Below are 22,272 nucleotides of genomic sequence, written 5' to 3'. Positions count from 1 at the left end.
CATCAAGACTGATCTGCCCTCAATGATCTTCGATGACCGAAGTCGGTGGCGGCTGACGCCAAGTACCGGTTCGCTTGCACCGGGAGAAATCGACGGCACGAGAGCAGGGATCGCATGGACAGACGCTACCGGGCCCCTCAGGGCAACGACCTTCACGGTGCTCAGCGAGGCCATCGGCGAGATCCTCGACCTGTGCGTCACGGAAGATGCCGTTGCGGCCTTCTCGGGTGCCCGCGATATGCCTGCGGAGTCCGACATCGTCCAAGTCGTCACAGAGACTCAATACGCCTTGGGCTGCCGTGGCTCTGGCCCGGTCGTGATGAAGGGCCGCTACGCATATGTCCCGCCGTTCGGCGGGGAGCTTCAGTTCTTCGAGAGTCGGCACCAGGCCGTCATCTATGGCGAGGATCTTCAACGCCGCCTAGGCGTCGGTTGGCACGAGAATCCGTCGATTGGCTCGCCGTTGGGGTTCCACAGCGGAACCATGGGAACGGCAAGCTACGGCACCGGCGTAACGGCGGGTGCAGAAGATCTGCGCGTTATCCCCGGATCGGTGAGCGCCAACGCAGGAGTCTTGCGTGGCTTAGTCCGCAACCGGTCGGCAACCCACTTCGCGTATCGGGTTGAGGTTGCTGTTGGTGACCTAGCGTGGGAGTGGCCGTTGTCGGTGCAACCTGGCGAACTGGCACCTTTCGAGATTCAGGGGTGGAGATCCGACGAGATTCCACAGATGACAGAACTCGTCGTCTCTGCGGAGATGTCGACTGACGTGGACCTGTCGCGGCAATTCCAGTTCCACGAGATGTGGCAGCGTGGTGTCATAGCGAGGCAGGATTTCGCGACCTACTTGCCGCGCAGCGTGATCGCCGAGTTCCCAGCCGAGACCGAGGTAGCCACGTTCCTGACCGCGAACGATGTAGTCGCCTCATCGCACCCAAGCCTCGCGGAACCAACAAGGAACTTGGAGACGTTTCCGGTAGCGGCATATGTCGCTTGGGTTCGCAGCGACGGCAGCATCGCTGATATTGACCAGCTCATTCTCTCTGAATACGACGATTTCGTCGATTCGGATGGCCACTCGAGGACACGTCCCTTCGAGGTCCACCTCTACTCCAGAGCCGTCCATGCTGGCACCGTCAACCTCGCGTTTGCGGCGGACCCACGCGACCCCTTCCTTGATGGCTACCTGCTGTGGATCGGCGGCATCCACGAGTGAGTCTGTGGTAGGTCGATGGGCAGTCTGCACTTGCGTCGGCAGATCGACGCTGTCGTACAGCACCGGGCTGGCGTGGCCGCGCTGAGCCGCACCGGAGGCGGCACGCCGGTCGTGTCGGCTGGTGTGGGCGGGGTGCGCGCTGTGCGACTCGACGTGAGGGTGGGGGCGTCTGCTGTGGTGACGGTCACCTGCACCCACAGCGGCCACGACCCCGCCACGGCGACAGCGACGTTCGCTGCCACCCCAGCAGGCGGCTGCGGCGACCCGCTCGGAACGCTGGGCGTCGGCAGCGTGACGCGCAGCGGCACGATCGCCGCCGATGCGGCGTGCATCTCGCCTCAGCGCGTGCGCGACGGCGGCGACGCCAAGCGGTACTGGGCGCGCCGTCACACCTTCACGCTGGCCGCCCCGGCGAAGGTCACCGTCGACGCCGGCTCGCCGACACGACGCGGCCTGGACGCCTATGTGGTGCTGCTGGAGGGCCACAGCAGCGACGGCACCGGCACCGTGGCAGGCCGCGACAACAACTCAGGACCCCGCCGCGACGCCCGCCTGGCCGCGCTGGCGCTGCCCGCAGGCGACTACACCGTCGAGGTCACCACCGCCGGCAAACGCCGCACCGGCAACTACCGGCTGCAGGTCACCACAGCGGCCGCCCCCACGGCTTGCACCGACGACCTGGGCACGCTGGCCGCGGGCCGCTACACACGCACCGGCACCATCACCGACGCCTGCGTGTCCACACGCCGCGGCACCCCCACGGCCCGGCCCGGGGCGCGCTGGCACACCTTCACGACCGTGTCCGAGCCCTTCACCGTGTCGCCGTCGACCGCCGCGTGCACCGCCGCGCCTGCTGCGGCGTCGGTCACCGCGGGCAGCGGCAGGCGGCGCACCGTGTCCGCGACCATCGACGCCCCCGGGCCGCTGCCGGTCACGGTCACCTGCACTGCTGCGGGCCGCGGCCCCGCCCGCCAGCAGGCCACCCTCACCCACGCCGGCGCGCTCACCACCATCACCGCGCGCGCCGCCGGCAGCGGAGGCGAGTGCGAGACCGCAAGGACCCGCCGCGGCATCGACGCCGCGTATCGGTGCAGGATCGGGCGCGGCAACACCGTCACCATCGCAGCCGACGCCGTCGCCACCGGCCCCGGAATCGAGATCGCCTGGGCCACCACCGGCGCCATCACCGCCACGGGCCACCGGCTGGGTGCTGCGACGCCGACTTTCGGGCCCGACAACAGCATCGCCGCCTGGAAACGCACCGCATCGGTCGATCTGGCCTGCACCTCAGGCGGCACCGCCACCGCGAAAGCCACCCTCGCGGGCACCACCGCGAAGAAGACTGCCCGGCTGACTGTGGTCTGCGCTGACGCCGTGCAGATCACAGGCCTCGAGGACGCCTCGGCCGAGGGCACCGGCACCGTCGCGGTCACCCGCGGCTTCACCGTCACGCCCCCATCCGCTGAATGCAGCGCCGACCCCGCCGCAGCCACCGTCACCGAAGGCGTCGGCGGCGCCCGCACGCTCAGCGCCCGGGTCGCGGTGCCCGCCACGCTGGAGGCCGTCGTCACCTGCGAAGCCGACGGCTACGCGGACGCCGTCCGCCGGGTCGCGCTCACCGCCCGCCGGCCGTGCTCGACCCACCTCGGCACACTGGCCACCGGCACTGTCACCCTCAGCGGCACCATCACCAAGGGCCAATGCGCCGCCAAGGCCCGCCGCACGGCCACCGAGAGCGTGTTCTACGCGCAGGGACGCCACTGGGCCAAACGGCACACCTTCACCCTCGACACACCCGGCTGGGTCACCATCAGCCTCGACAACGCCCCCGCCAACGCCGAGGCGCTCGACACCTACCTCGTGCTGCTCAAGGACGACGGCAACACCGGCACCCCGGTCGCACGCAACGACAACCGCAGCCGCAACAACAAAAATGCCCGCCTGACCGGCGTCTTCCTGCGGCCCGGCCGCTACACCATCGAAGCCACCACCAAAACACCCCGAACCGCCGGCGACTACGACCTCGGCGTCCAAGCGACCGCGTCAGGGCTGCGAACCAGCTACACGGCGACCGTCGGCGCCCCGAAGTCCATCACCTTCAACTACTGGCCCCCACACGCCGAGGTCGCGGTGCGGGCCGCTGCCGCGGAGGAGTTCGGGCTCACCATCGCCGCTGACAGGAGCGCCGGCTACGGCACTGCCACGGTCGCGCTCACGCCGCGTCTGGTGCACGGCCACGAGCTGACAGTGCGAGTCAGCAGCGACACAACGCACGACCGGACCGTGAAATTCAAGCTGACAGCCAAATGCCCCACAGCGCCGTCGATTCCCAACGGGCCCGGACTCACCCTCACCACCAGCCCCCACAACGGCGTCCTGTGCATCCGCGCAGGCACCAGCGACGACGCGCCGGCAGCCTCGACCGGCACGTGGGGTGTCGATTACCGCTATGAGGTCACTCCGGGCGCGCTCAACGGGATTCGCGCATCGGCCGAGGCGGCGCTCGCGGCGCGTTCTGACCGGCGCGAATGCGGTTTGACGGTGAACAAGCTTGCCGCGTACCTGCTGGCAGTCGGCCACCACGAAATCCGCGCTACCCATGAGACCCGTGTGGACGGGGGGTTCAAGCACGCGTTCCGGCCGCGAACACCGGCGAGATCCGCCATGTCATTGGGCCGCGGCGACCACGTCGGCGAGGCGGATGGCAATGTGAATCTGTATTCGGGCGGGAAGCAGAAGAAGCTGCCTCACCGGGCTTTTTTCCATGCGGGCGTCGGCTGGTGGCAGATCGATGACCGTGGCGAGTGGCCGGGTCTCAATCACGGGGAGCGGTCGGACACCGGTCTTGGCCTCAACGGCACCTTCGACAGCGCGACAGAGGATGAGGATTCAGCGGATTCGGCGGGTGAGGCCATCGCCGAGAAGATCGCTGGCCAGTACTGCGACAACTCGGACGGGGACGTAGCGATGAGGAGGCTGTTCAGAACCAATACGTGGTATGGGTGCCTCGAGCCAGTTGATGGCTGTCACAAGAGTTCGGGCTTCCTTTACTTGGACAGCAGCGACGATCTGTATGTGACGATCGGCAACAACCGGGGTGACTACAGCAGTTCTGGCGGCGTGAAGGCGCATCGGTGCCGTTGGAATGTCGATCGCTCAGCCGAGCCGGTTGCGTGTTTCTTCCATGACCCGGATCCTGAGCGGCGCGAAGGCTGGCTGGACGACTGGGCGAAGACTACGACGGGGATGAAGGCGAATCCGCTGGCGGCGCCGTTCATCTCGTTCACCGATGGTCCAGAGGGCAGCGAGAAAAGGTTCGGGGTGTTCCCCGGGAAGATCCTGGGGATGTTCGAGTCGGGCACGTTTGAGACGCACTACAACGCGGTGCCGCGTGGCGAGGATGCACGTGCCCAGACGAAGTCTTGGTCGTCGGGCTCGTACAACTTGGGCACGGAATCGGCGCCGCGGCCGGCGATTTTGGAAGTCGAGGTGTGCGACGAGCCTGAGTGGGTGTCCTCGAGCAGCGGGCCGTGCCGGTGGCACAGCGTCGAAGATGAGCAGTTTGCCGACGCGATGAACGTGACGCGGTGATGAGCCTTCGGCCTGTGAAGCGCCCGATGGCTGTGGCCTGGTTGTGTCTCGCGGCTGTGGTGGGTTGCAGTTCAGTGTCGGTCCCCGGGACTGTGGCGCCGTCGGCGCCGGAGCGGGTTGCCGCGGCGCCGTCGACGTCGGCGGCGGTTCGAGCCGAGGTTCCTCGCGGCCATGGGGAGGTGGGCGTCGAAGCGGCCGCCGGGCCGGTCTCGCGTGTCGGGGCGTCTTCGAGCGCTGCCGGGTGGGGCGGCCCTTTCGGGGGCGCGGACCTGTGGCTGGGGGCGGGTGACGCGCCCAGCGGGCTGCAGCGGGCGCTGGGTCCCGCTGACCTGCCAGGCCCGCTGCTGCGGTTCGCGGCCGGCCGGCGGGATGAGGTTGCGGACCTGTGCGAGCGTCCCGACTGGGCCGACGGCCGCGCGGGCAGCTTCGGCACGCCGTTGCCTGAGTGGGGAATGTCGGCGCGGTCCCGACGGCGGGCAGAGCACGACTATGTCAACTGCACAATGGGCCGGTTCGAGATGGAATTCAGTGCCCCATCGCTTGCCCCGGTCCGACATGATGCGCGCGTTCGGCACTTCTGGACTCGTGAGGCTGCCGATGCGTGGTGGGGCGAACTCGTCGGCGCGGCCCGCCAGCGCATGACCGAACTCGAGGAGTTGCGGGGGTTTGTGTTCTCGAGGGGATACGTCTCGACCCCGGGTCCCCCGGACTGGCTGGAGATGCGTCTCGCTCCTGTGGACGCCCCGCTGGATGAGCTCAGGGTGGTGCCGAGGTCTATCTTGGTGCGCGACGGGGTGCTGCGGGGCTTGGTGCGGAACTGGTCGCGGCGTCTGTGGGCCTATGAGACAACCGTCCGCGTCGGCGGGCGCGAGTTCGTCTGGCCGCTGTCGGTCCAGCCAGGCGAGCTCGCGCCGTTCGAGATTCACGACTGGCGCGGCTCCGCGCAGCCCGACCCCTCCGAGATCGGCGTCACGGCCGAGATGTCGTGGCACGTCGACCCGTCGCGGGCATTCGGCGGGAACACCTTCAATGCGGGGGGCTATAGCAATCTCGAACAGCAACGCGTCCTGGTGACCGGGCAGGGCTGGGGCCGCTACAGCGACGTGTGGGATGACACGCAGGCCGGCACGATGTCGGTGGGCGCGTACACATGGGACCACATTCCTTTGCACGTGCCTACGTCCCATCCCAGCCTCGCGGAGGACATCGAGACGCTGTCAGTGCGGGATCTGCGCGGCTACGGCGCGAAGCTCGACGGCGACGGCCGCGTGCTCGAGGTAGGCCCTGCCTTCGTGGGCCACATCTCGCTGGTCCCGCTCGAGGACGCAGATCAAGAGCCTGACGAATGGCCAGAGCCTGTCGAATGGCGGTACACCGATGTGACCGAGATCCGCGACGGCGAGCCAGACATTGTTGATCTGTGGTACTGGGTCTTCGAGGAACTGCCCGAATGGGTCTTCGAGGAACTGCCCGAAGGCGCCCGCCGCACCAAGCGCACCAAGCTCATCGAGTCCTACCACGACTACGACCCGCTCACCGCCGAGTACCGGCGCCTTGTCAGCCACTACGGCGGGTTCATCGTGTGGATCGGTGCCGCGCACCCGACTCGGACCTCGGAGTGAGCGCTGTGGCGATGCGAGGGCGCTGCCCCCTTGACACATAGCGGACCTCACAGCACCGGGCGGCGCGTTCGTGTCTGTTCGCGCCTGGTCGGCGTTGCGGTGGCTGGCTTGCTGGCAGGGGCGTGTTCGGGAGAGGCGGCGGTGCAGCCGGCAAGCGATCCCGTGACGACTGCTGCCGCGCTGGAATCGCAGTTGCCGGTGCCGACGCTGACGACCTCGGCAGAAGACCCGGTCGAGGAAGCAGCGTCTGCTGAGGCTGTGCCGTCGACGACGGTGTCTGTGCCGTCCACGACTGAGGTGTTGGCGCCGACGAGCACGTGGGTGGTGTTCGAGGAGGTGGAGGAGCCGCCTGCTCCGAGAGTGTTCGATCGGGTGCGGGTGCCGCAGTCGGAGGGGGACGTGAAGGGCGCGTTCTATTGGTATCCGTCTGGGATACATGGCCCTACTGCTCCCCCGAAGGTGTTCGAGCATGCTGGGGCGGTGTTCGATGCCTGCCGCGTCGAGGACGGGTATTTCGAGGCTCATGGGAGGTATCGCGGTTTTGGGGCGGCGCCGTCGGGGGAGTTCAAGCGGGATTGGTTCCGCTGGAAGGCCCCCGATGATTGCAGGGGGCCTGCGCAGGTGCTCGAGCGGCCGTTGCTGGGTGTCTGGCCTGGGCGCTATTTCACTTTCGACGACGAGGGCCAGCAGAGCCCGTATCTGGTTTCGCCCCAGGAGGCCTTGGAGTGGTACGCCGCGGCGGTCGGTGAATATGGCGAGAACGAGAGCTCGATCCCCGCGGGCATGCTGCCGGCGGGGACGGGGGCCGCCGTGTCGTCGTATGGCGGGCCGGGAAGCGTTGGGAGCTCGGTGCCGACGGCGACGGCTTCCCTCATCGAGTACTCGGGCGTCGCCGATCTGCTCGATGAGGTGCGGGTGCTTCCCGGCACGGTCGCGGTCGGCGGCGACGGCGTGCTGCGGGGGCTGGTGCGGAATTGGTCGCGGACGATGTGGGCGTACGGGGTGACGGTTGCTGCGGGCGGCGCGGAGTGGGTGTGGCCGTTGTCGATTCAGCCCGGCGAGGCGGCACCGTTCGAGATCGAGATCTGGCGTGGCCCTGCCGATCCGGCGCTGATCGACTTTCGCGTGTCGAGCGAGATGTCGAATGATGCGGATCTGTCGCGCGCTTGGTTCTTCTGGTTCGACCACTTCTACCGTGACGACGAACACCACTTCGGGAATCGTCCGGCGGCGGATCGATACGTGTTCGAGCGTTTGTCGCCCTTGTCTCACCCGAGCGGGGGGGAGGAATGGGCGCCGTGGCTGGTGCTGGACTTGGCCCTGTATGTGGCCGACCTGAACCCTGACGGCACGGTCGCCGACGTTCGCAGTCCCGAGTTCGACGAAACGGGCCCTTTCAGGGACAAGGACCGGTACGACCCGCACGACGACTCGCAGCTGAGCTATTGCGACGGCCTGGACGTGGCCCGTTGTTTTCCGGGCGAGGAGCGCTGGGTTGGGGCGGTCAAGCTTTATGTTGACAACGCTGACGATTACTGGGAGACCGCTTTCAACTACTCGTTCGTGGCGTGGGTGGGCATGCCGCATCATCGGGCCGGCTGATGAGCTGCACGGCAGGCGAGGACCCGGTGGCGAGTTGTGGCGGCTTGGCGCCGAGCGCAGCCGGCCCCGCGCGCTGGCGCCGGTTGGGGGCGCTGGCGGCCGTGGCGGTGCTGGGCTGGAGCTGCGCGACAGATGACGCGGCGCCGGGTTCGGCTGCGACGCACCAGGGGGTCGTCCCCGCGACAGCGGCGATGGTCGGCCCGGCTCCGTCGGCGCCTGCTGCGACGGCCGCGACCGAGCCGGCTGTGCCGGTCGTGCTGCGCCCCGGTGAGGGTGTGCAGGTGAGAGCGGCTGGGGGGCCGCGGCCGGGGTCGGGCTTCGTCGGGGAGGTGTACCGGCAGATGCTGGGTGAGCTCGGCTATTCGGTGTCTGAGCCGCGCGACTTGGTGGTGCCGGGTTCGAGTGTGGCTTATCTGTATCTGGCCGAGGGCGAGTTCGACGTGTGGTTGGACGGCCGCTATCCCTACGACGAGGTGTGGCTGGACGGGCAGCGGTTCGACGGGTCCCGTGTGGGCGACCACGTCATGGCGCTGGGACAGGGTCACCCCGTCGACGCCTGGATGGGCTGGCTGATCAGCAAGGACTTCGCCGACGAGCACGGCGTGTACACCCTCGATGCGTTGAACGACGACCCGGCGGCGGTGGCAGCGTTCGACGTTGCCGATGCGGTGCCGGGCAACGGCAAGGCCGACATTCTGACGCTGCCCGAGGGAGTCCTCAGCGGTGATGTCCATGCCGCGCAGGTCGCGTTCTCGGGGTGGGATCGCATCGCTTTGGTGCGGCTGGGCTCTGAGGAGTTCTTCGCTCTCGACGAGCGCTTCGAGGAAGCGGCGTCCCGGGGGGTTCCGATGATCGCCGTGGCGAGCTCGCCGTCGGAGCTGGTCGCGAAGCTGCGCCCCGGCCACGAGGTGTACTGGCTGGGCGTCGAGGGCTTCTTGGACGATTCGAACCCGCTGGGCCATCCCGACGGGGAGCTGTTCTCACAATGGACTCGCGGCATCGACGGCACCGGCGGGCATGGGTCGCTCGGCCCAGACGAGTGCCCCTCAGCCGCAGCCGATCCACAAGGGCTGTGCCCGCTGGGCTGGGTCGCCAGCACCCGCACGGTCGCGGCCAGCACCGAGTTCGCTGCGTCGAACCCTGCTGCCGCGGTTCTGCTCGATGCCGTGTTCGTGTCAGCAGCGGACGTCTCACAGGCGCTCGTGCGCGAGGCCCAAGGCACCGACCCAGCAGCGCTCGCGTCTGAGTGGATCGCCGCCAACCGTGCGTCGGTCGATGAGTGGCTGACCGCAGCCCGAACAGCGGCTTCCGGCGGATAACAGTGTCTCGCGTCGGCGCGCCCACCTCCATCACGGCGCGCACCGCCACCAGCGGCGGCGAATGCAAGACCGCTGCGGTGTATCGGTGCAGGATCGGCCGCGGCAACACCGTCACCATCGCCGCCGACGCTGTCGCCACCGGTCCCGGCGTCGAGGTCGCCTGGGCCACCACCGGCGCCATAACCGCCTCGGGCCACCGGCTGGGTGCTGCGACGCCGACCTTCGGGCCCGACAACAGCATCGCCGCCTGGAAACGCACCGCCACGGTCGATCTGGCCTGCACCTCTGGCGGCACCGCCACCGCCAAAGCCACCCTCGCGGGCACCACCGCGAAGAAGACTGCCCGGCTGACTGTGGTCTGCGCTGACGCAGTCCAGATCACAGGCCTCCAAGACACCTCAGCCGAGGGCACCGGCACCGTCGCGGTCGCCCGCGGCTTCACCGTCACGCCCCCATCCGCTGAATGCAGCGCCGACCCCGCCGCAGCGACGGTCACCGAAGGCGTCGGCGGCGCCCGCACGCTCAGCGCCCGGGTCGCGGTGCCCGCCACCCTGGAGACCGTCGTCACCTGCACCGCCGACGGCCACGCGGACGCCGTCCGCCATGTCGCCCTCACCGCCCGCCGGCCGTGCTCGACCCACCTCGGCACACTGGCCACCGGCACCGTCACCCTCAGCGGCACCATCACCAAGGGCCAATGCGCCGCCAAAGCCCGCCGCACGGCCACCGAGAGCGTGTTCTACGCACAGGGACGCCACTGGGCCAAACGGCACACCTTCACCCTCGACACACCCGGCTGGGTCACCATCAGCCTCGACAACGCCCCCGCCAACGCCGAGGCGCTCGACACCTACCTCGTGCTGCTCAAGGACGACGGCAACACCGGCACCCCGGTCGCACGCAACGACAACCGCAGCCGCAACAACAAAAATGCCCGCCTGACCGGCGTCTTCCTGCGGCCCGGCCGCTACACCATCGAAGCCACCACCAAAACACCCCGAACCGCCGGCGACTACGACCTCGGCGTCCAAGCGACCGCGTCAGGGCTGCGAACCAGCTACACGGCGACCGTCGGCGCCCCGAAGTCCATCACCTTCAACTACTGGCCCCCACACGCCGAGGTCGCGGCGCGGATAGTGGCAGCGCCGGAGCTGCTGCCCGTTGTCTTCGCCCGCGACGGCAAAGCCACCATCACCCTCACGCCGCGCTTCGCTGGCGTCGATCGGTTCACCGTGCGCATCCGCAGCGGGGTTGGCGCCAATCGCCAAGACCGCCTGTTGAGCACCGGGCTTGCGGCAGCGTGCCCGGCCGACAAGTGGCTCAGTGCCTACAACGGCTTGTTGTGCGTCGGCAGCCTGCCCGCTGACCCGGTTCCAGCGGTGGGGCAGTACCGCCTCACTCCGGGCACGCTGCTTGGGGTTCTCGAAACTGCCCAGGCCGTGATCGACGCACGTGGCGAGTCCGATGCCTGCGGGCTGACTGCGAACAAGCTCGCCGCATTCATGCTCTCCATCGGCTATCGCGAGATTCCGCACAAGTCTGGTGGTCGCATCTCGCCGTCGCCGGCGCGATCCCCGATGACCTTGGGCCGAGCGGACAGCCATACGAACATATTCCTCAGCGCGTCGCAGAAGAAGAGGAACAAGCGACTCTATTCCGACGACAGTCCTGCGAAGGAACCCAAACGAGCGTTCTTTCATGCAGGCGTGGGCTGGTGGCAGATCGACGACTACAGCGAATGGGGAACGCTGAACCACGGCCAGCGAGCTGAGACCGGGCTGGGTCCCGATGGTCAATTCGACAGCAACATGCCGGGTACGGGCGGTGAGATGATGGCGGATTTGTTCGCGGGCTTGTATTGCGGAGCCGCGAACGATGCGCAGGGCATCCTCAAGGTCGGCAACAAGATGAAGGCGAAGTGGGTCGCATGCAAGTTTGGTAAGTGCATGAGCGAGCAATACGAGGAGATCTACCTCGACAACACCGACGATCTGTACGTGACCATCGCCGAGAACGAGGGGCAGTACGCCACTGCGGGCGGCGTCGGCGAGCGCGTGTGCAAGTGGAACTACCCGCAGCCGAGTGGGGGCAGTTTCGGTGATGAATTCAGTTGCTGGTTCTATGACACGACGCGCCCGGAAGGACGCATGCATGACTTGAATCCCGAAGGTGACACATCGATACCGCTGGTCACCCGCCAAAGCCCGCTGGCGGCACCGTTCGTGTCGTTCACCTATGACTCGAAGCGGTTCGCGGTGTTCCCCGGGTCGATCCTGTCTGTCCTCAGCGGTGGCGCTGTGCCAGTTGATTCTTCGCGCATAAGGACGGTGCCAGTGGCGAGCGACGCGCGCGGGGTGGCTAAGGCGTGGCAGGGGAGCACGTACAGCCACACGGTTGACGGCAGGCCGGTCGAACTCACATTGTCGGTTCGGCTCTGCGAACAGACTGGTTGGATTCACGCGGGGCGCTCGAATGCGCCATGTCGTTGGGTGAGCGTGAACGCTTCCGATTTCGCGTCACGGGCAGGCATCCGTGCGGACTGAGGGCGGGCGCGGGAACTGTCGAACATGGCAAGCGATGGCGGCGCTGTTGGCGCTCGCGGTGGCTTGCAGCCCGGCGCCAGACTCCCAACAGGCCGAAGTATCGGCGCCGGAGCCGGGGGTTTCTGTGCCCAAGCCGTCGATTGGGCAGGCCGCCGTCTCGCACACTGCAGAAGAATCGGCCGTTGGTGTCCCAGAAACGGCAGCGAGGGGCGAGACTACTGCCCAACCGTCGCAAGCAGCGCTGCCGTGCAGTGCGGACTCGGCTGGACTGCCCGGACCGGCTGGACTGCTCGGCGAGCCTGATGTGTTGCTGAGCGCAGGTCTGCCACCGAAGGGCCTCCAGCGGCACCTGGGGGCGGGCGATCTCCCGGGGCCCCTGCTGTTCTTCCCGTGGAGTCCGGCGGGCGGCCGCTATTGCGTGTTTGACATGTGCGGCCGCACAACGGTGTCGTTCCTCCGGGGTGGCGACTTTGAATCGTTCGCAGACTGGTACGGCGACAACCAAGCGAACAGGGCGCATAGGGGCTGTCTGGAAGAGCGATTCCTGGCGATCGCGAGCGGGCTATGGACTGGGTCCGCGCAGCGGTACTTCGAGTATCGCGGGACGGCTGCTGGCTGGGTGACAGAACGTGCCGACGAGGAGGCCTCGCTGCGGCGCACGCGACGCAGCAGCGGGAAACTGCCCCCGAGTGTCGAGGCGTACGGGTTCACTGGCAGCTCGTCTTGGACAGGCGTGGGCGAGCCGTTCGGGCTGGTGTATCCGCCCGTGGATGCGGCGGCCGACGAGGTGCGGATCTTGGCGGAGACCGTGGAGGTGCGTGATGGCGTGTTGAGGGGGCTAGTGCGCAACTGGTCCAGGCAACTGTGGGCGTACGACATGACGGTGATTGCCGAAGACCTGAGCTTCATGTGGCCGCTGTCGATCCAGCCCGGCGAAGTCGCGCCGTTCGAGATCGCCGGTTGGAGCGCCTCCGCGGACCCGAAGCAGATCGAGTTTGCCGTCACAGCAGAGATGTCACTTCACGCGGACATGTCGCGGGCGTTCAGAGCCGGGCATAGACCTACGTTGTGGGCACAACCCGAGACGCGACGGTTGCTGCCTGCCGGGCTGCGCGACAGTCACCCCGGCCTCACAGCGGACGTGGGCGTTGATTCGGTCTCGCTGGGTATCGTCGCCGCAGAGTTCGTCCTCGACGCCCCGGCCTCGCACCCGAGCCTGAGCGATGACATCGACGACCCCGTCATCGGCGACCTACGCGCCTACGGCGCTGTGTTCGACAGCCAAGGCCGTGTGGTCGAACTCAGTCCGGCTGAAGTGATCGCCGCTGGCGTGTGGCTGCCGGATCTGTTGAAACAGTCGCGCGACGCCGAAGGAGGCGTGTCATTGCACAGCCTGCCGCACGCCGACTACGACGCTCGGCACGGGGTGAGCGTCGTGCTTGACGTGCATACGCCCCATGCTGAAGTCGAAGGCGACCGACGCCTTGATGCCTCGGATGACGCAGACCCATACTGGTCATGCATTGAGAGCATGCACGACCAAGTTCGCTGCCCGCGCCTGTTCGAAGGAGGGTTCATCGTCTGGATCGGCGGTGCGAACCCGGCCCGTAGTGTCCTCGAGCGGTGACATCCAGCAATACGGTCACTGCCGGCCGGCATCCCGCCGATGACACCCACACCACCCGCATCGGCATCGACTGCCAGACCCCCGTGCGCATCAGCGGCCTCGGCGCCGCCACCGGCTACAGCACTACAGGCGCCAAAGCCGCCGTCAGCGACGCGTTCGCCGTCGAGCCCGCCACCGCCGACTGCACCGCGTCGCCCGTGGGCACTGTCACCGCCCCCGACCCCCGCCGCCCAAAGGAGCGACTGCTCAGCGCACAGATCACCGCCGGCACCACCACCACCGTTACCGTCACGTGCACCGACGACGGCCGCGCCGACGGGACGGAAGAGGTCGATCTGACCGCCGAGGAGCCGGGCCTGTCGGCGGTTGTCGGCGGGCAGACCTGTGCTGCGGTGTCGCCGGCGCCCGCGGGCGCGGACGCGGGCTACCGATGTGTGCTGTCCGATGAGCATCGGCTGGTGCTGGCGGCGACGGCTGATGCCAAGGTGCGCGGCATCTCGATCGGCTGGTCGGCCTCAGGGGGAGCTGCGGTCAGCAGCCGCCGCACCGACGCGGTCGCGGCGGTGGCGGCGCCGAACGGGGAGCTGACCGGCGTATGGCGCCGGGCCGGCTCGGCCGTGCTGGAGTGCACAGCGGACGGGTCGGTGACAGTCACCGCCAAGGCCGGCTCGGGCACAGGCGCGGTCACCCATGTGTCGAACGTGAGCGTCGTGTGCGAGGACCAAGGCGCCATTGCCGACCTGGAGAACGCCGTGGGCGCCGGCACCGGCACCGTGACAGTGTCCGACGTGTTCACCGTGACGCCGGCCGCAGCACGGTGCACGGCCTCTTCGGCGCAGGGCAAGCCGAAAGTGACAGAAGGCATCGCCGGCACCCGCACGGTGTCGATGGGTCTCGCGGCGGTGCCGGGTCGGGTCGTTGGGGCGAAGGTGAGCGTGGACTGCACCCCGCCGGGGCACGCCCCGGTCACCGCAACTGCCGCCTTCACGGTGAGCTATGTGGATTCCTGCGACGACCCGCTGGGCACCCTGGCCGACGGCGTCACGACCCGTTCGGGCACGATCGCGCAGAACCCCGCATGCGTGTCGCCCCAGCGTGTGCGCGACGGCGGCAGCTCCAAGCACTACCCGGCGCGCCGCCACACCTTCACGCTCGCCAACCCCGCCACGGTGCGCATCGACGTCGGGCCGCCGACGCGGCGCGGCCTGGATGCCTATGTGGTGCTGCTGGAGGGGCACTCCCAAGACGGCACCGGCACCGTGGCGGGCCGCGACAACAACTCAGGGCCCCGCAACGGCGCCCGCCTGACAGCCATACGGCTCGCCCCGGGCGACTACACCATCGAGGCCACCACCGCCAAGAAACGCCGCACCGGCGGCTACGACCTGCGCGTCGACGCCCAGCTCGACGTGCTCATCGCCAACCTCAACGGCAACTCCATCGTCGGCACCGGCACCGCCAACGACCACTTCACCGTCCTGCCGGCCGACGCTGCCTGCACCTCCAACGTCGGCATTGTCACCGACCCCGGCGGCGGACGGCGCATCCTCAGCGCCGACCTCACCACGCTGGGCGACACCGACATCACCGTCACCTGCCGCCGCACCGGCTACGGCACATCCACCGCCGCCTCCACCCTCACCGCCCTCACCCCCGTCAGCGACGTGACCGTCGAGGCCGCCTCAGGCGGCACCTGCAAGCCCTTCACCGGCCCGCTCGAACCCGGCGTTGACCGTCCGCTTGTCTGCACCATGACCCGTGGTGCCCAGATGACCCTCAGCGCCCGAGCCACCGGATTCTCGAGCCAGACGGTCTTCGGCTGGGCCGCAGCGACTGGGGTGCGGGTGGTTCCCGCGCTTGAGGGCCTTGATGCGTCTGTGGTGGGTGACGCGGTGGTTTTCACACGGACCGGCACCGGCACCGTGACCTGCACTACCGGCGGGGACATCACAGTGACGGCCTTGATCTGGGGCACTGTGCATCACACGACGACGGTGTCGGTCACCTGCGAACCGCCCGTGGAGGTCACCGACTATGTGCCAGGCAGCCGCAACGGCGCGGGCCCCATGACCGGCACGTTCAGAGTCGTCCCCGCCACAGCACAGTGCAAGGCGCGCCACGCCGACGGCATCCCAGGGCAGCCAGCCCCCGGAGGCACCGGCACGAGCCGCACCGTGTCGGTGACCACTACGACAACGGGCTGGCTTGACATCGAGGTCGAGTGCAGCAAATCGGGCTATGCGACGGACAGTGCGACGGCGCGTTTCCGGGCGGATGACGATGCAGTGTGCGCCACCGACATGGGCACCCTCGGCCACGGGACGCGGACCCAGTTCGGCACCATTGCACAGCACATCACTCGCCTGAGATGCAAGTCGTTCCGGCGCGATGCAGCCGATACCCAGAGCACCTATTACGTCCAGCGATACACGTTTACGATGGCGACCTCGGGATGGGTCAGCGTCGATCTCGACGCCACTGGTACCGGCCAAGACGAGATTGATCCGTATGTACTGTTGCTGTACGGGCATGGCTCGGGCGGCGCCGAGCGTGCTCGCGACGACAACAGCGGCGCAGGGGACAACGCGCGGCTCACCGACCTGTTCTTGGCGCCAGGTGAGTACACGATCGAGGCCACCACCGCGACCGCCGGTGACAGCGGCAAATACCGGCTCAGCATCGACGCCGACTTCACCGCTCGTGCACCCGACCAACTCGCCCGCATCGACGCTCGCGTGGGCCAGGCCATCACTCGCGCATGGGCCTACCTGCCAGCAGGCGCCACTGCGGCAGTGCAGGCAATCACTCCCTCCGGGCTCACTGCCACAGTCACCTCCGACCAAGGCAATGCCGCCCTCACCGCCACGGCCAGCCGCGCAGGCGACTACACCGTCACCGTTGCCTATGCTGCGTCGGGGCACACCTCGACGATCGCGACCGCGGTCAAGATCCTGTGCCCACCCAGGCATGTCACCACCACCACTCGCACCTGCACTCCGCTCGCCACGGCACTGCCCGCCGGATGCACGGTGACATCGCTCAACACGAATGGCTACTGGGGTGCCAACACCGCGGTCGCAAGGTATTCCGAATACAGCACAAAGGCGCCTGCCGCCTGCGAATCGCTGTCCGAGCCCGGCGCCGCCGCCTATTTCAGATTCACAGTGCCGGACCGACCCGGACGCTTACCGGTTCGAATCGCCCTCGACTCCGCAGAATGGCGCGGCACCCCAGGCCGTGTGCATGTTGATGGCGGACAACCGTCGTTGACTCTCTGGCAAGAGCAAGGGGGATCGCTGTCCTTCCATGGTCATGCGTCGGCACACAGCGCAGAGGGGCTGTTCTTCGAACGGGACTTGGCACCGGGGCAGTATGTGGCCGAAGTGGCGCCCTCGCGATCCGTTTCACGTCCGCACCACCGCTACCGCATCACGGCAACTGTCCCCACGGGCCAAAGACAGTACGCAGAGGTTCAACGTCTCGGCCATATAGGCAGCGCTGCAGGCCAATTGACTCTCGCCGAATTCGTGAGAACTCGTGCTCAAGACCACGGCAACTATCCATACCTCAATTGGACTTCGGATCAATGTTCCACATCGCCTGATGAAGCAACTTACAATACGCTCGGCGATGCATGGATTGACATCGGATTGCCGCGCAAAAGAGTGCTGTTGTATCACGCGTGCTGGCGTCATGACTTCAATTGGCGCAACTTGACACGCATCCAGCATCATGTCGATGCGAGAACTGAAAGTTGGACGGACGATACGAGAGAACAAGCAGACGAGAGAATCGAACTCGATATGCGAGAGCTATGCGACGCTAACCTACCGGGCTCGGCATGGGCTGTTGCGCGATTCTCTTGCTATCGTGATGCGGCGATATATCGGTTTGTGATTAGCAAGGCGACTGTGTCAATAAGCTCAGAAATCGGACCACCGGAGCGCATAGAATGACCGCGACATGGGAACGGGCGCTCGCGAAGCAGACAGATGCACATCGAGGGGAAACGAATACGTCGGCTGTCGGCTGTCGACGCGTCCGCTTGTGCTCGTTGTTGCCCATTCTACTGTGCATCCTCTTAGGAGCATGTTCTGGGAATGGATCCGTGCGCTCCGCCGATCCATTCTGGACTGAATCACTGAGATATGAGCTGGAGGAGCATGTGACCATCAACATCGATTCAATAACCTCCGCCCACCGCAACGACGGCCCTTCTGCGGAAGCGATTACTCTCGATGTTAGCGATTTCATAGGCTCTCTGAAAGAGATTGTTCGATATACAACTGTAGTAGCGATACCAGATATAGCACGCTCCGGTCAGTTCGATGGTGCCACTTTCGACTCTGACGATTCAGAAATGCTCGGTGATTTGGATAGTTGGATTGAAAACAACTTTGCCTATCAAGACGCAACACATCAGAAGTACGTCTCTGGTCTATTGACGGCAATTCTGCATCCACCAGCGTCATTTAACTTTGCGTTGCAGGAACAATTCGGTGCCGAATGGGCTTCGCATAAGTTTGACGAAGTGTACGATGAATATTATGTCCAATTGGCGCATGAGTGGCTCATACTGACATCTGCTAATGTTCCGCCCGGCCTCGAGATCGTCGAATAGTTGGTTGATTTTACAATTCTCAATCGTTGGGCGGCATTTTCGGGGCGTGACGTTATAGACATATTGTCAGAATAGACATATTGTCAGACAACTCGATTGGATGCTGCGGCATCCTGGCTTGAGATGTCGGCACCTCGGCTTGAAATGAGTCGGCGCGTATCCAATTTTGGTCTTAGGAAGATGATTTGTCTTTGACGACCAATGTTTCAGCAGACTTGTCGTGTAGCCCTTGGCGAGATTGGCTTCCGAATATCGTGGCAAGCGTCGCCACCAAGATCGCTGCCGGGGGGACAGAAGCTGCGACAACCATCGGTAGTTTGGCCAGTTTTGCCGCTGCCGCGAAGAGAAATACTGCCTGTGCAAGAACCAGCATCAGCATAAGAGACATAGAGCGTATGAATGAGTTCAGGACGTTTGGCTTGCATCCCGTCGTAGAGTCGATGACGCGGATTCCCACGATCAACTTTCCGAGTTGTTTTCCGCATACCGCTACAGAAACGAAATCGTAGAGCAGTGTCAGCGCAACCCAAGCAAGCCAGTACAAGTGGGGTGACAAGGATCCTGAAGGTGCCAGCGTGACGACAGCGGCTAGGTAAAGAACAAGAAGACCGTCGACTATGCGCGCAACGATACGTCTTGCGGCACTAGCCAGTGTTAGTGGGCACATAGCGTCCACAAAGATGAACCCTTTTCAAGCTGGACAATCAGAAACAGAGCTTGCTACCCTGCCATTGACCGATGATCTTAGGGGATCCGCCACAGGACAGCTGCTGCCGTTGAAACGCGCGATACCCGCTGCCCTGCGGCCTTTGGAGGGGACTGTCAGACGCTCCCTTGTCAAGTGGGGTCGTCAGGCGGCCTGAGTACGGTGTTGCGGATGGAGATCTGCGAGGAGCCTGACTGGGTCACGAGCGGCGTTACACCCGCCTGCAGTTGGCCGAGCGCCGTCGATGACGATTTCGATGTCAGAGCAGCGATCAAGACGGACTGAGGGCATGACGGCGTGCAGCCTGCGATGTGTCGTTGGGTGCGCTGCAGGTTTGCTGCTCGCCAGTTGCGCGGCTGACCTGGGGCCACCTCCGTCGACTACGGCCGGCCGAGGTCCCGGTCCGACGGCGACTGCAGTTGCCCAGACAACGCAGGCCGAGGATTCTGAGACCTCAGTTGTCACAGAAGGCGGAGTTGCCGAACTGCCCGCGCCGCCAGTGCCGTCAAGGAGTGCCGCGGCAACCATGCCGCTCAGCACCGGCGAACTGTTGCCCGGCCCGGGGCATACGCCGCCGATGGGTTTGCAGCGGCCCTTGGAACTGACTGACCGGCCTGGGCCGCTGCTGAAGCTGCTTGGCTCAACTCTTGGGTTCGAATACTAGGTGACTGACCATTGCGGCGATGCCGGACAGTCGCAGAGCACCGGGCCGGCTTGCGGTCGTGAGCGCTTCTCGGTCAGGTTCCCAGATGGAGAGCGGTACTACTGGACGCTGCAAGCGGCCAGAAACTCGATACGGCTGAGTAAGTACGAAGCAGCCCGCGCTGCGGCACTGCCTCACCCCACTTACACAATGGGGTTTACCGCGCTGTGGGACGAGCCTTTCGGAACGGTGTTCGCACCGTGGGACGCGCCAGTCGATGATGTAGGGGTGCTTCCGGAGACGGTAGCTGTGCATAGCGGCGTGCTGCGAGGTCTGGTCCGGAACTGGTCGCGGTATCTGTGGGCCTATGAGGTGACAGTCAGCGCCGGCGGACATGTATTCGTGTGGCCATTATCGGTGCAACCAGGCGAGATAGCGCCCTTCGAGATTCACGGCTGGGACGGCCCGATGGATACCGATCTGATCAAGTTCACCGTGGAAGCCGACCTGTCGTGGCACATCGACCCGTCGCGGGCGTTCTACAGCGGCGACGGGCCGACCTTGTGGGTCGGGACCACTACACAGCGGATACTGCCCGAGACCTTGCGTCAGCGCTACCCGACGCTCACCGCCGACATAGCGCTGGGTTCGGTATCGCTGGGGATCGCGCAATGGCGCACCGGTCTGCTCAGGCCCGTCTCGCATCCGAGCCTCGCCGAGGAGATCGGCGACAACTCTGCGTTCGGTGACCTGGAGGTCGAAGACTTACGCGGGTACGGCGTTGTCTTCGACTACGCAGGCCGCATTCTCGATGTGGGCCCTGCGACGCTCACCGACCTTCGCCAGTCACTCGTGAGAGCTGAGCCCCCAGAAACGGAAGTGCGCAGTGTGCCGATCCGAGGCCGCGAGAGCCGCCTGCCGTATGGGCTTGATGTCTTGTTGGACGTACATGTCGCGGAAGTGGAACCTGAGGAGGGAATCGACGAGTACTTCTACGCGGACCGGAAGAACATTGCGGAAGAAGGTGAGATCGCTTGGTACCGCGACACGTACGACGGCGGGTTCGTCTTGTGGGTCGGAGCGGCGTATCCAGCTCGGAATGCTGAATGAGTAGCGCTCGGCACACCAGATTGCGCCGTTCGTGCCGGTGGTTGGGCGTGAACGAGGTGAGGTTTGCGAGCCAGATGGGATTCAGCGGTGTGCCCCAGCCCGGCGGTGTGCTGTGAGGCGCGTCTGCGGGGGCGTTTCTGTGGTGCTGCTGGCGTTAGCAGCGGGGTGCAGTGCTGCGCCGGACGGCCCGCAGGCCGATGCATCGCCCACGCCTGCGGCTGCTGAAGTGTCGGCGACCTCTTCGGGGCCGAGTTCACCGTCGACCTCGGATGCTGGCTCCGCGCGCCGATCAGCGTCGAGCAGCGGAGAGGACGGCGGCTCTGCGCCCACCGGTCCATCGCGCACGGCGAACGCAGGCGGGCCCTTCGGCGACGAGGATCTGTGGATCGGCGCCGGTCCGCTGCCGACGGGTTTGCAGCGAAGTCTCGGCGCTGGCGACTTGCCCGGGCCGCTGCTGGATTTGCCGCACGGCGGGGTGGGTTTGTTTCGGGTGTTCGACATGTGCGGGAGGACCGAGGCTTCGTTTCATGACGGGGCTGATTTCTCGTCGTTGGCGTACTGGTACGGGTACGACACCGCGCGGCGATGGCACCAAGGCTGCACTGCGGGTCGGTTCTTGGCGGTGGCGCGAGGAGCGTGGACAGAAAGAGCGCGTGAGTACTTCGCGCAGCGGCCGGCTGCTGAGTCTTGGGTGGCGGACCGGCGCACGCGTGAGGCGGCGCTGCGGCGCAAGGGCGGCCCGCCGGAGTTCGCGTACGTGATGGGCTTCGTTGACAGCGAGCTGCACGGCTATCCGGGGCCGAGGTTGGAGTCTGCTCCTGCGCACCTACCGGCCGATGAGGTGCAGGTGCTGCCCGAGACGGTTGCGGTGCGTGAGGGTGTGCTGCGGGGTCTGGTGCGCAACCGGTCGCGTCGGCTGTGGGCCTACGAGGTGACGATTGCCGCGGGCGGCCGGGAGTTCAGATGGCCGCTGTCGATCCAGCCCGGCGAGGTTGTCCCGTTCGAGATCGCGGGCTGGGCCGGTTCGGGGGACCCGGAGGCGATCGACATCGCCGTCACAGCGGACATGTCGTGGCACGCGGACCCGTCGCGGGCGTTCGCCGAAATGTCCGGCGGCCAATTGAAGCTGTGGGTTGGGGAGCTCGCGCGGCGTGCGATGCCGGACGCGGTCCGCGACCGCTATCGGCACGTTGTCGCCGACACAGATCCCGGCTCGGTGTCGGTGGGCACGGTGTCGTGGACCGTCGCGCCGATCGAGCCGCCCGGGTCGCACCGGAGCCTGGCCGACGATCTCGAGCGCCTCGCAGTGCCGGATCTGCGTGCCTACGGCGTGGTGTACGACGGTTTCGGCCGGGTGATCGAGGTAGGCCCAGCAGCGATCCTCGACACTCCCGCATGGGGCCCCTTCGACGAAATGTTCTTCCCTGACGTATCGCCCACCGACATACGTGCTCTGTCGGGCTCGGAGGACCTCACGACATCGACGATGTCTGTGCGCTTCGATGTGCACGCCGACGTCGCGACCGACACCAGGTTCGCCGAAGGCGCGCAGGGCACCTACAGGACCAGAGCCGACTTCTACGAACGAGACGGACACGAGGCGGATGGCTTGGTCGAGGGCGGGTTCATATTGTGGATCGGCACCGCAGACCCGGCCCGGGCTGCTGAGTGA

12 protein-coding genes are annotated in these 22,272 nt (G+C 66.3%); 11 read left to right on the top strand and 1 reads right to left on the bottom strand.

All coding sequences use genetic code 11. The features are described 5' to 3' along the window. The first annotated feature begins 157 nt into the window (after positions 1-157). From ACOGW9_RS01380 to ACOGW9_RS01340, 9 genes are all read left to right on the top strand, one after another. Positions 158-1,216: a hypothetical protein gene (locus tag ACOGW9_RS01380; RefSeq protein WP_419907662.1), complete on the top strand. Its 1,059-nt coding sequence runs from the start codon at positions 158-160 to the stop codon at positions 1,214-1,216. 15 nt (positions 1,217-1,231) lie between these two features. Next, the gene (locus ACOGW9_RS01375; protein ID WP_419907660.1) at positions 1,232-4,807 is read left to right on the top strand and encodes a hypothetical protein; all 3,576 of its coding nucleotides are present in this window, start codon (positions 1,232-1,234) and stop codon (positions 4,805-4,807) included. A gap of 74 nt (positions 4,808-4,881) precedes the next feature. Then, positions 4,882-6,429, top strand: coding sequence for a hypothetical protein (locus ACOGW9_RS01370; protein ID WP_419907659.1), 1,548 nt, complete (start codon positions 4,882-4,884; stop codon positions 6,427-6,429). A 162-nt stretch (positions 6,430-6,591) separates the two neighbouring features. Beyond that, positions 6,592-8,031, top strand: a complete 1,440-nt coding sequence (locus ACOGW9_RS01365) for a hypothetical protein (RefSeq protein ID WP_419907657.1) — start codon at positions 6,592-6,594, stop codon at positions 8,029-8,031. Then, on the top strand, positions 8,031-9,350 hold the full coding sequence (locus tag ACOGW9_RS01360; RefSeq protein ID WP_419907655.1) for a glycine betaine ABC transporter substrate-binding protein: 1,320 nt from the start codon (positions 8,031-8,033) through the stop codon (positions 9,348-9,350). Before ACOGW9_RS01365 ends, ACOGW9_RS01360 begins: the two co-directional genes overlap by 1 nt. Beyond that, positions 9,311-11,893 carry a hypothetical protein gene (locus ACOGW9_RS01355; RefSeq protein ID WP_419907653.1) on the top strand — a complete coding sequence of 861 codons (2,583 nt, stop codon included), beginning with the start codon at positions 9,311-9,313 and terminating at the stop codon, positions 11,891-11,893. The genes ACOGW9_RS01360 and ACOGW9_RS01355 overlap by 40 nt, the downstream gene beginning before the upstream one ends. Before the next feature lie 619 nt (positions 11,894-12,512). Further along, positions 12,513-13,520 carry a hypothetical protein gene (locus ACOGW9_RS01350; RefSeq protein ID WP_419907651.1) on the top strand — a complete coding sequence of 336 codons (1,008 nt, stop codon included), beginning with the start codon at positions 12,513-12,515 and terminating at the stop codon, positions 13,518-13,520. Further along, complete coding sequence (locus ACOGW9_RS01345) at positions 13,517-17,476, top strand: phospholipase A2 (protein ID WP_419907649.1); 3,960 nt, start codon at positions 13,517-13,519, stop codon at positions 17,474-17,476. The genes ACOGW9_RS01350 and ACOGW9_RS01345 overlap by 4 nt, the downstream gene beginning before the upstream one ends. Before the next feature lie 152 nt (positions 17,477-17,628). After that, a complete protein-coding gene (locus ACOGW9_RS01340) occupies positions 17,629-18,141 on the top strand; it encodes a hypothetical protein (protein WP_419907647.1) in 513 nt (170 codons plus the stop codon). A gap of 172 nt (positions 18,142-18,313) precedes the next feature. Here ACOGW9_RS01340 and ACOGW9_RS01335 read toward each other — a convergent pair whose 3' ends face one another. Beyond that, complete coding sequence (locus tag ACOGW9_RS01335; protein ID WP_419907717.1) at positions 18,314-18,808, bottom strand: RDD family protein; 495 nt, start codon at positions 18,806-18,808, stop codon at positions 18,314-18,316. Positions 18,809-19,700: 892 nt separating this feature from the next. Between ACOGW9_RS01335 and ACOGW9_RS01330 the strand changes: the two genes are divergently transcribed. Beyond that, entirely contained in the window at positions 19,701-20,600 is a 900-nt protein-coding gene (locus ACOGW9_RS01330) for a hypothetical protein (RefSeq protein WP_419907645.1), read from the top strand. A gap of 142 nt (positions 20,601-20,742) precedes the next feature. Further along, positions 20,743-22,272 (top strand): hypothetical protein, encoded by a 1,530-nt coding sequence (locus ACOGW9_RS01325; RefSeq protein ID WP_419907643.1) that lies wholly within the window; start codon positions 20,743-20,745, stop codon positions 22,270-22,272.

Source organism: Candidatus Poriferisodalis sp. (assembly GCF_965203655.1).
Taxonomy (GTDB): domain Bacteria; phylum Actinomycetota; class Acidimicrobiia; order Acidimicrobiales; family Poriferisodalaceae; genus Poriferisodalis.
Note: the sequence above shows the minus strand (reverse complement) of the source record. Positions and strands in the feature narration are given on the sequence as shown.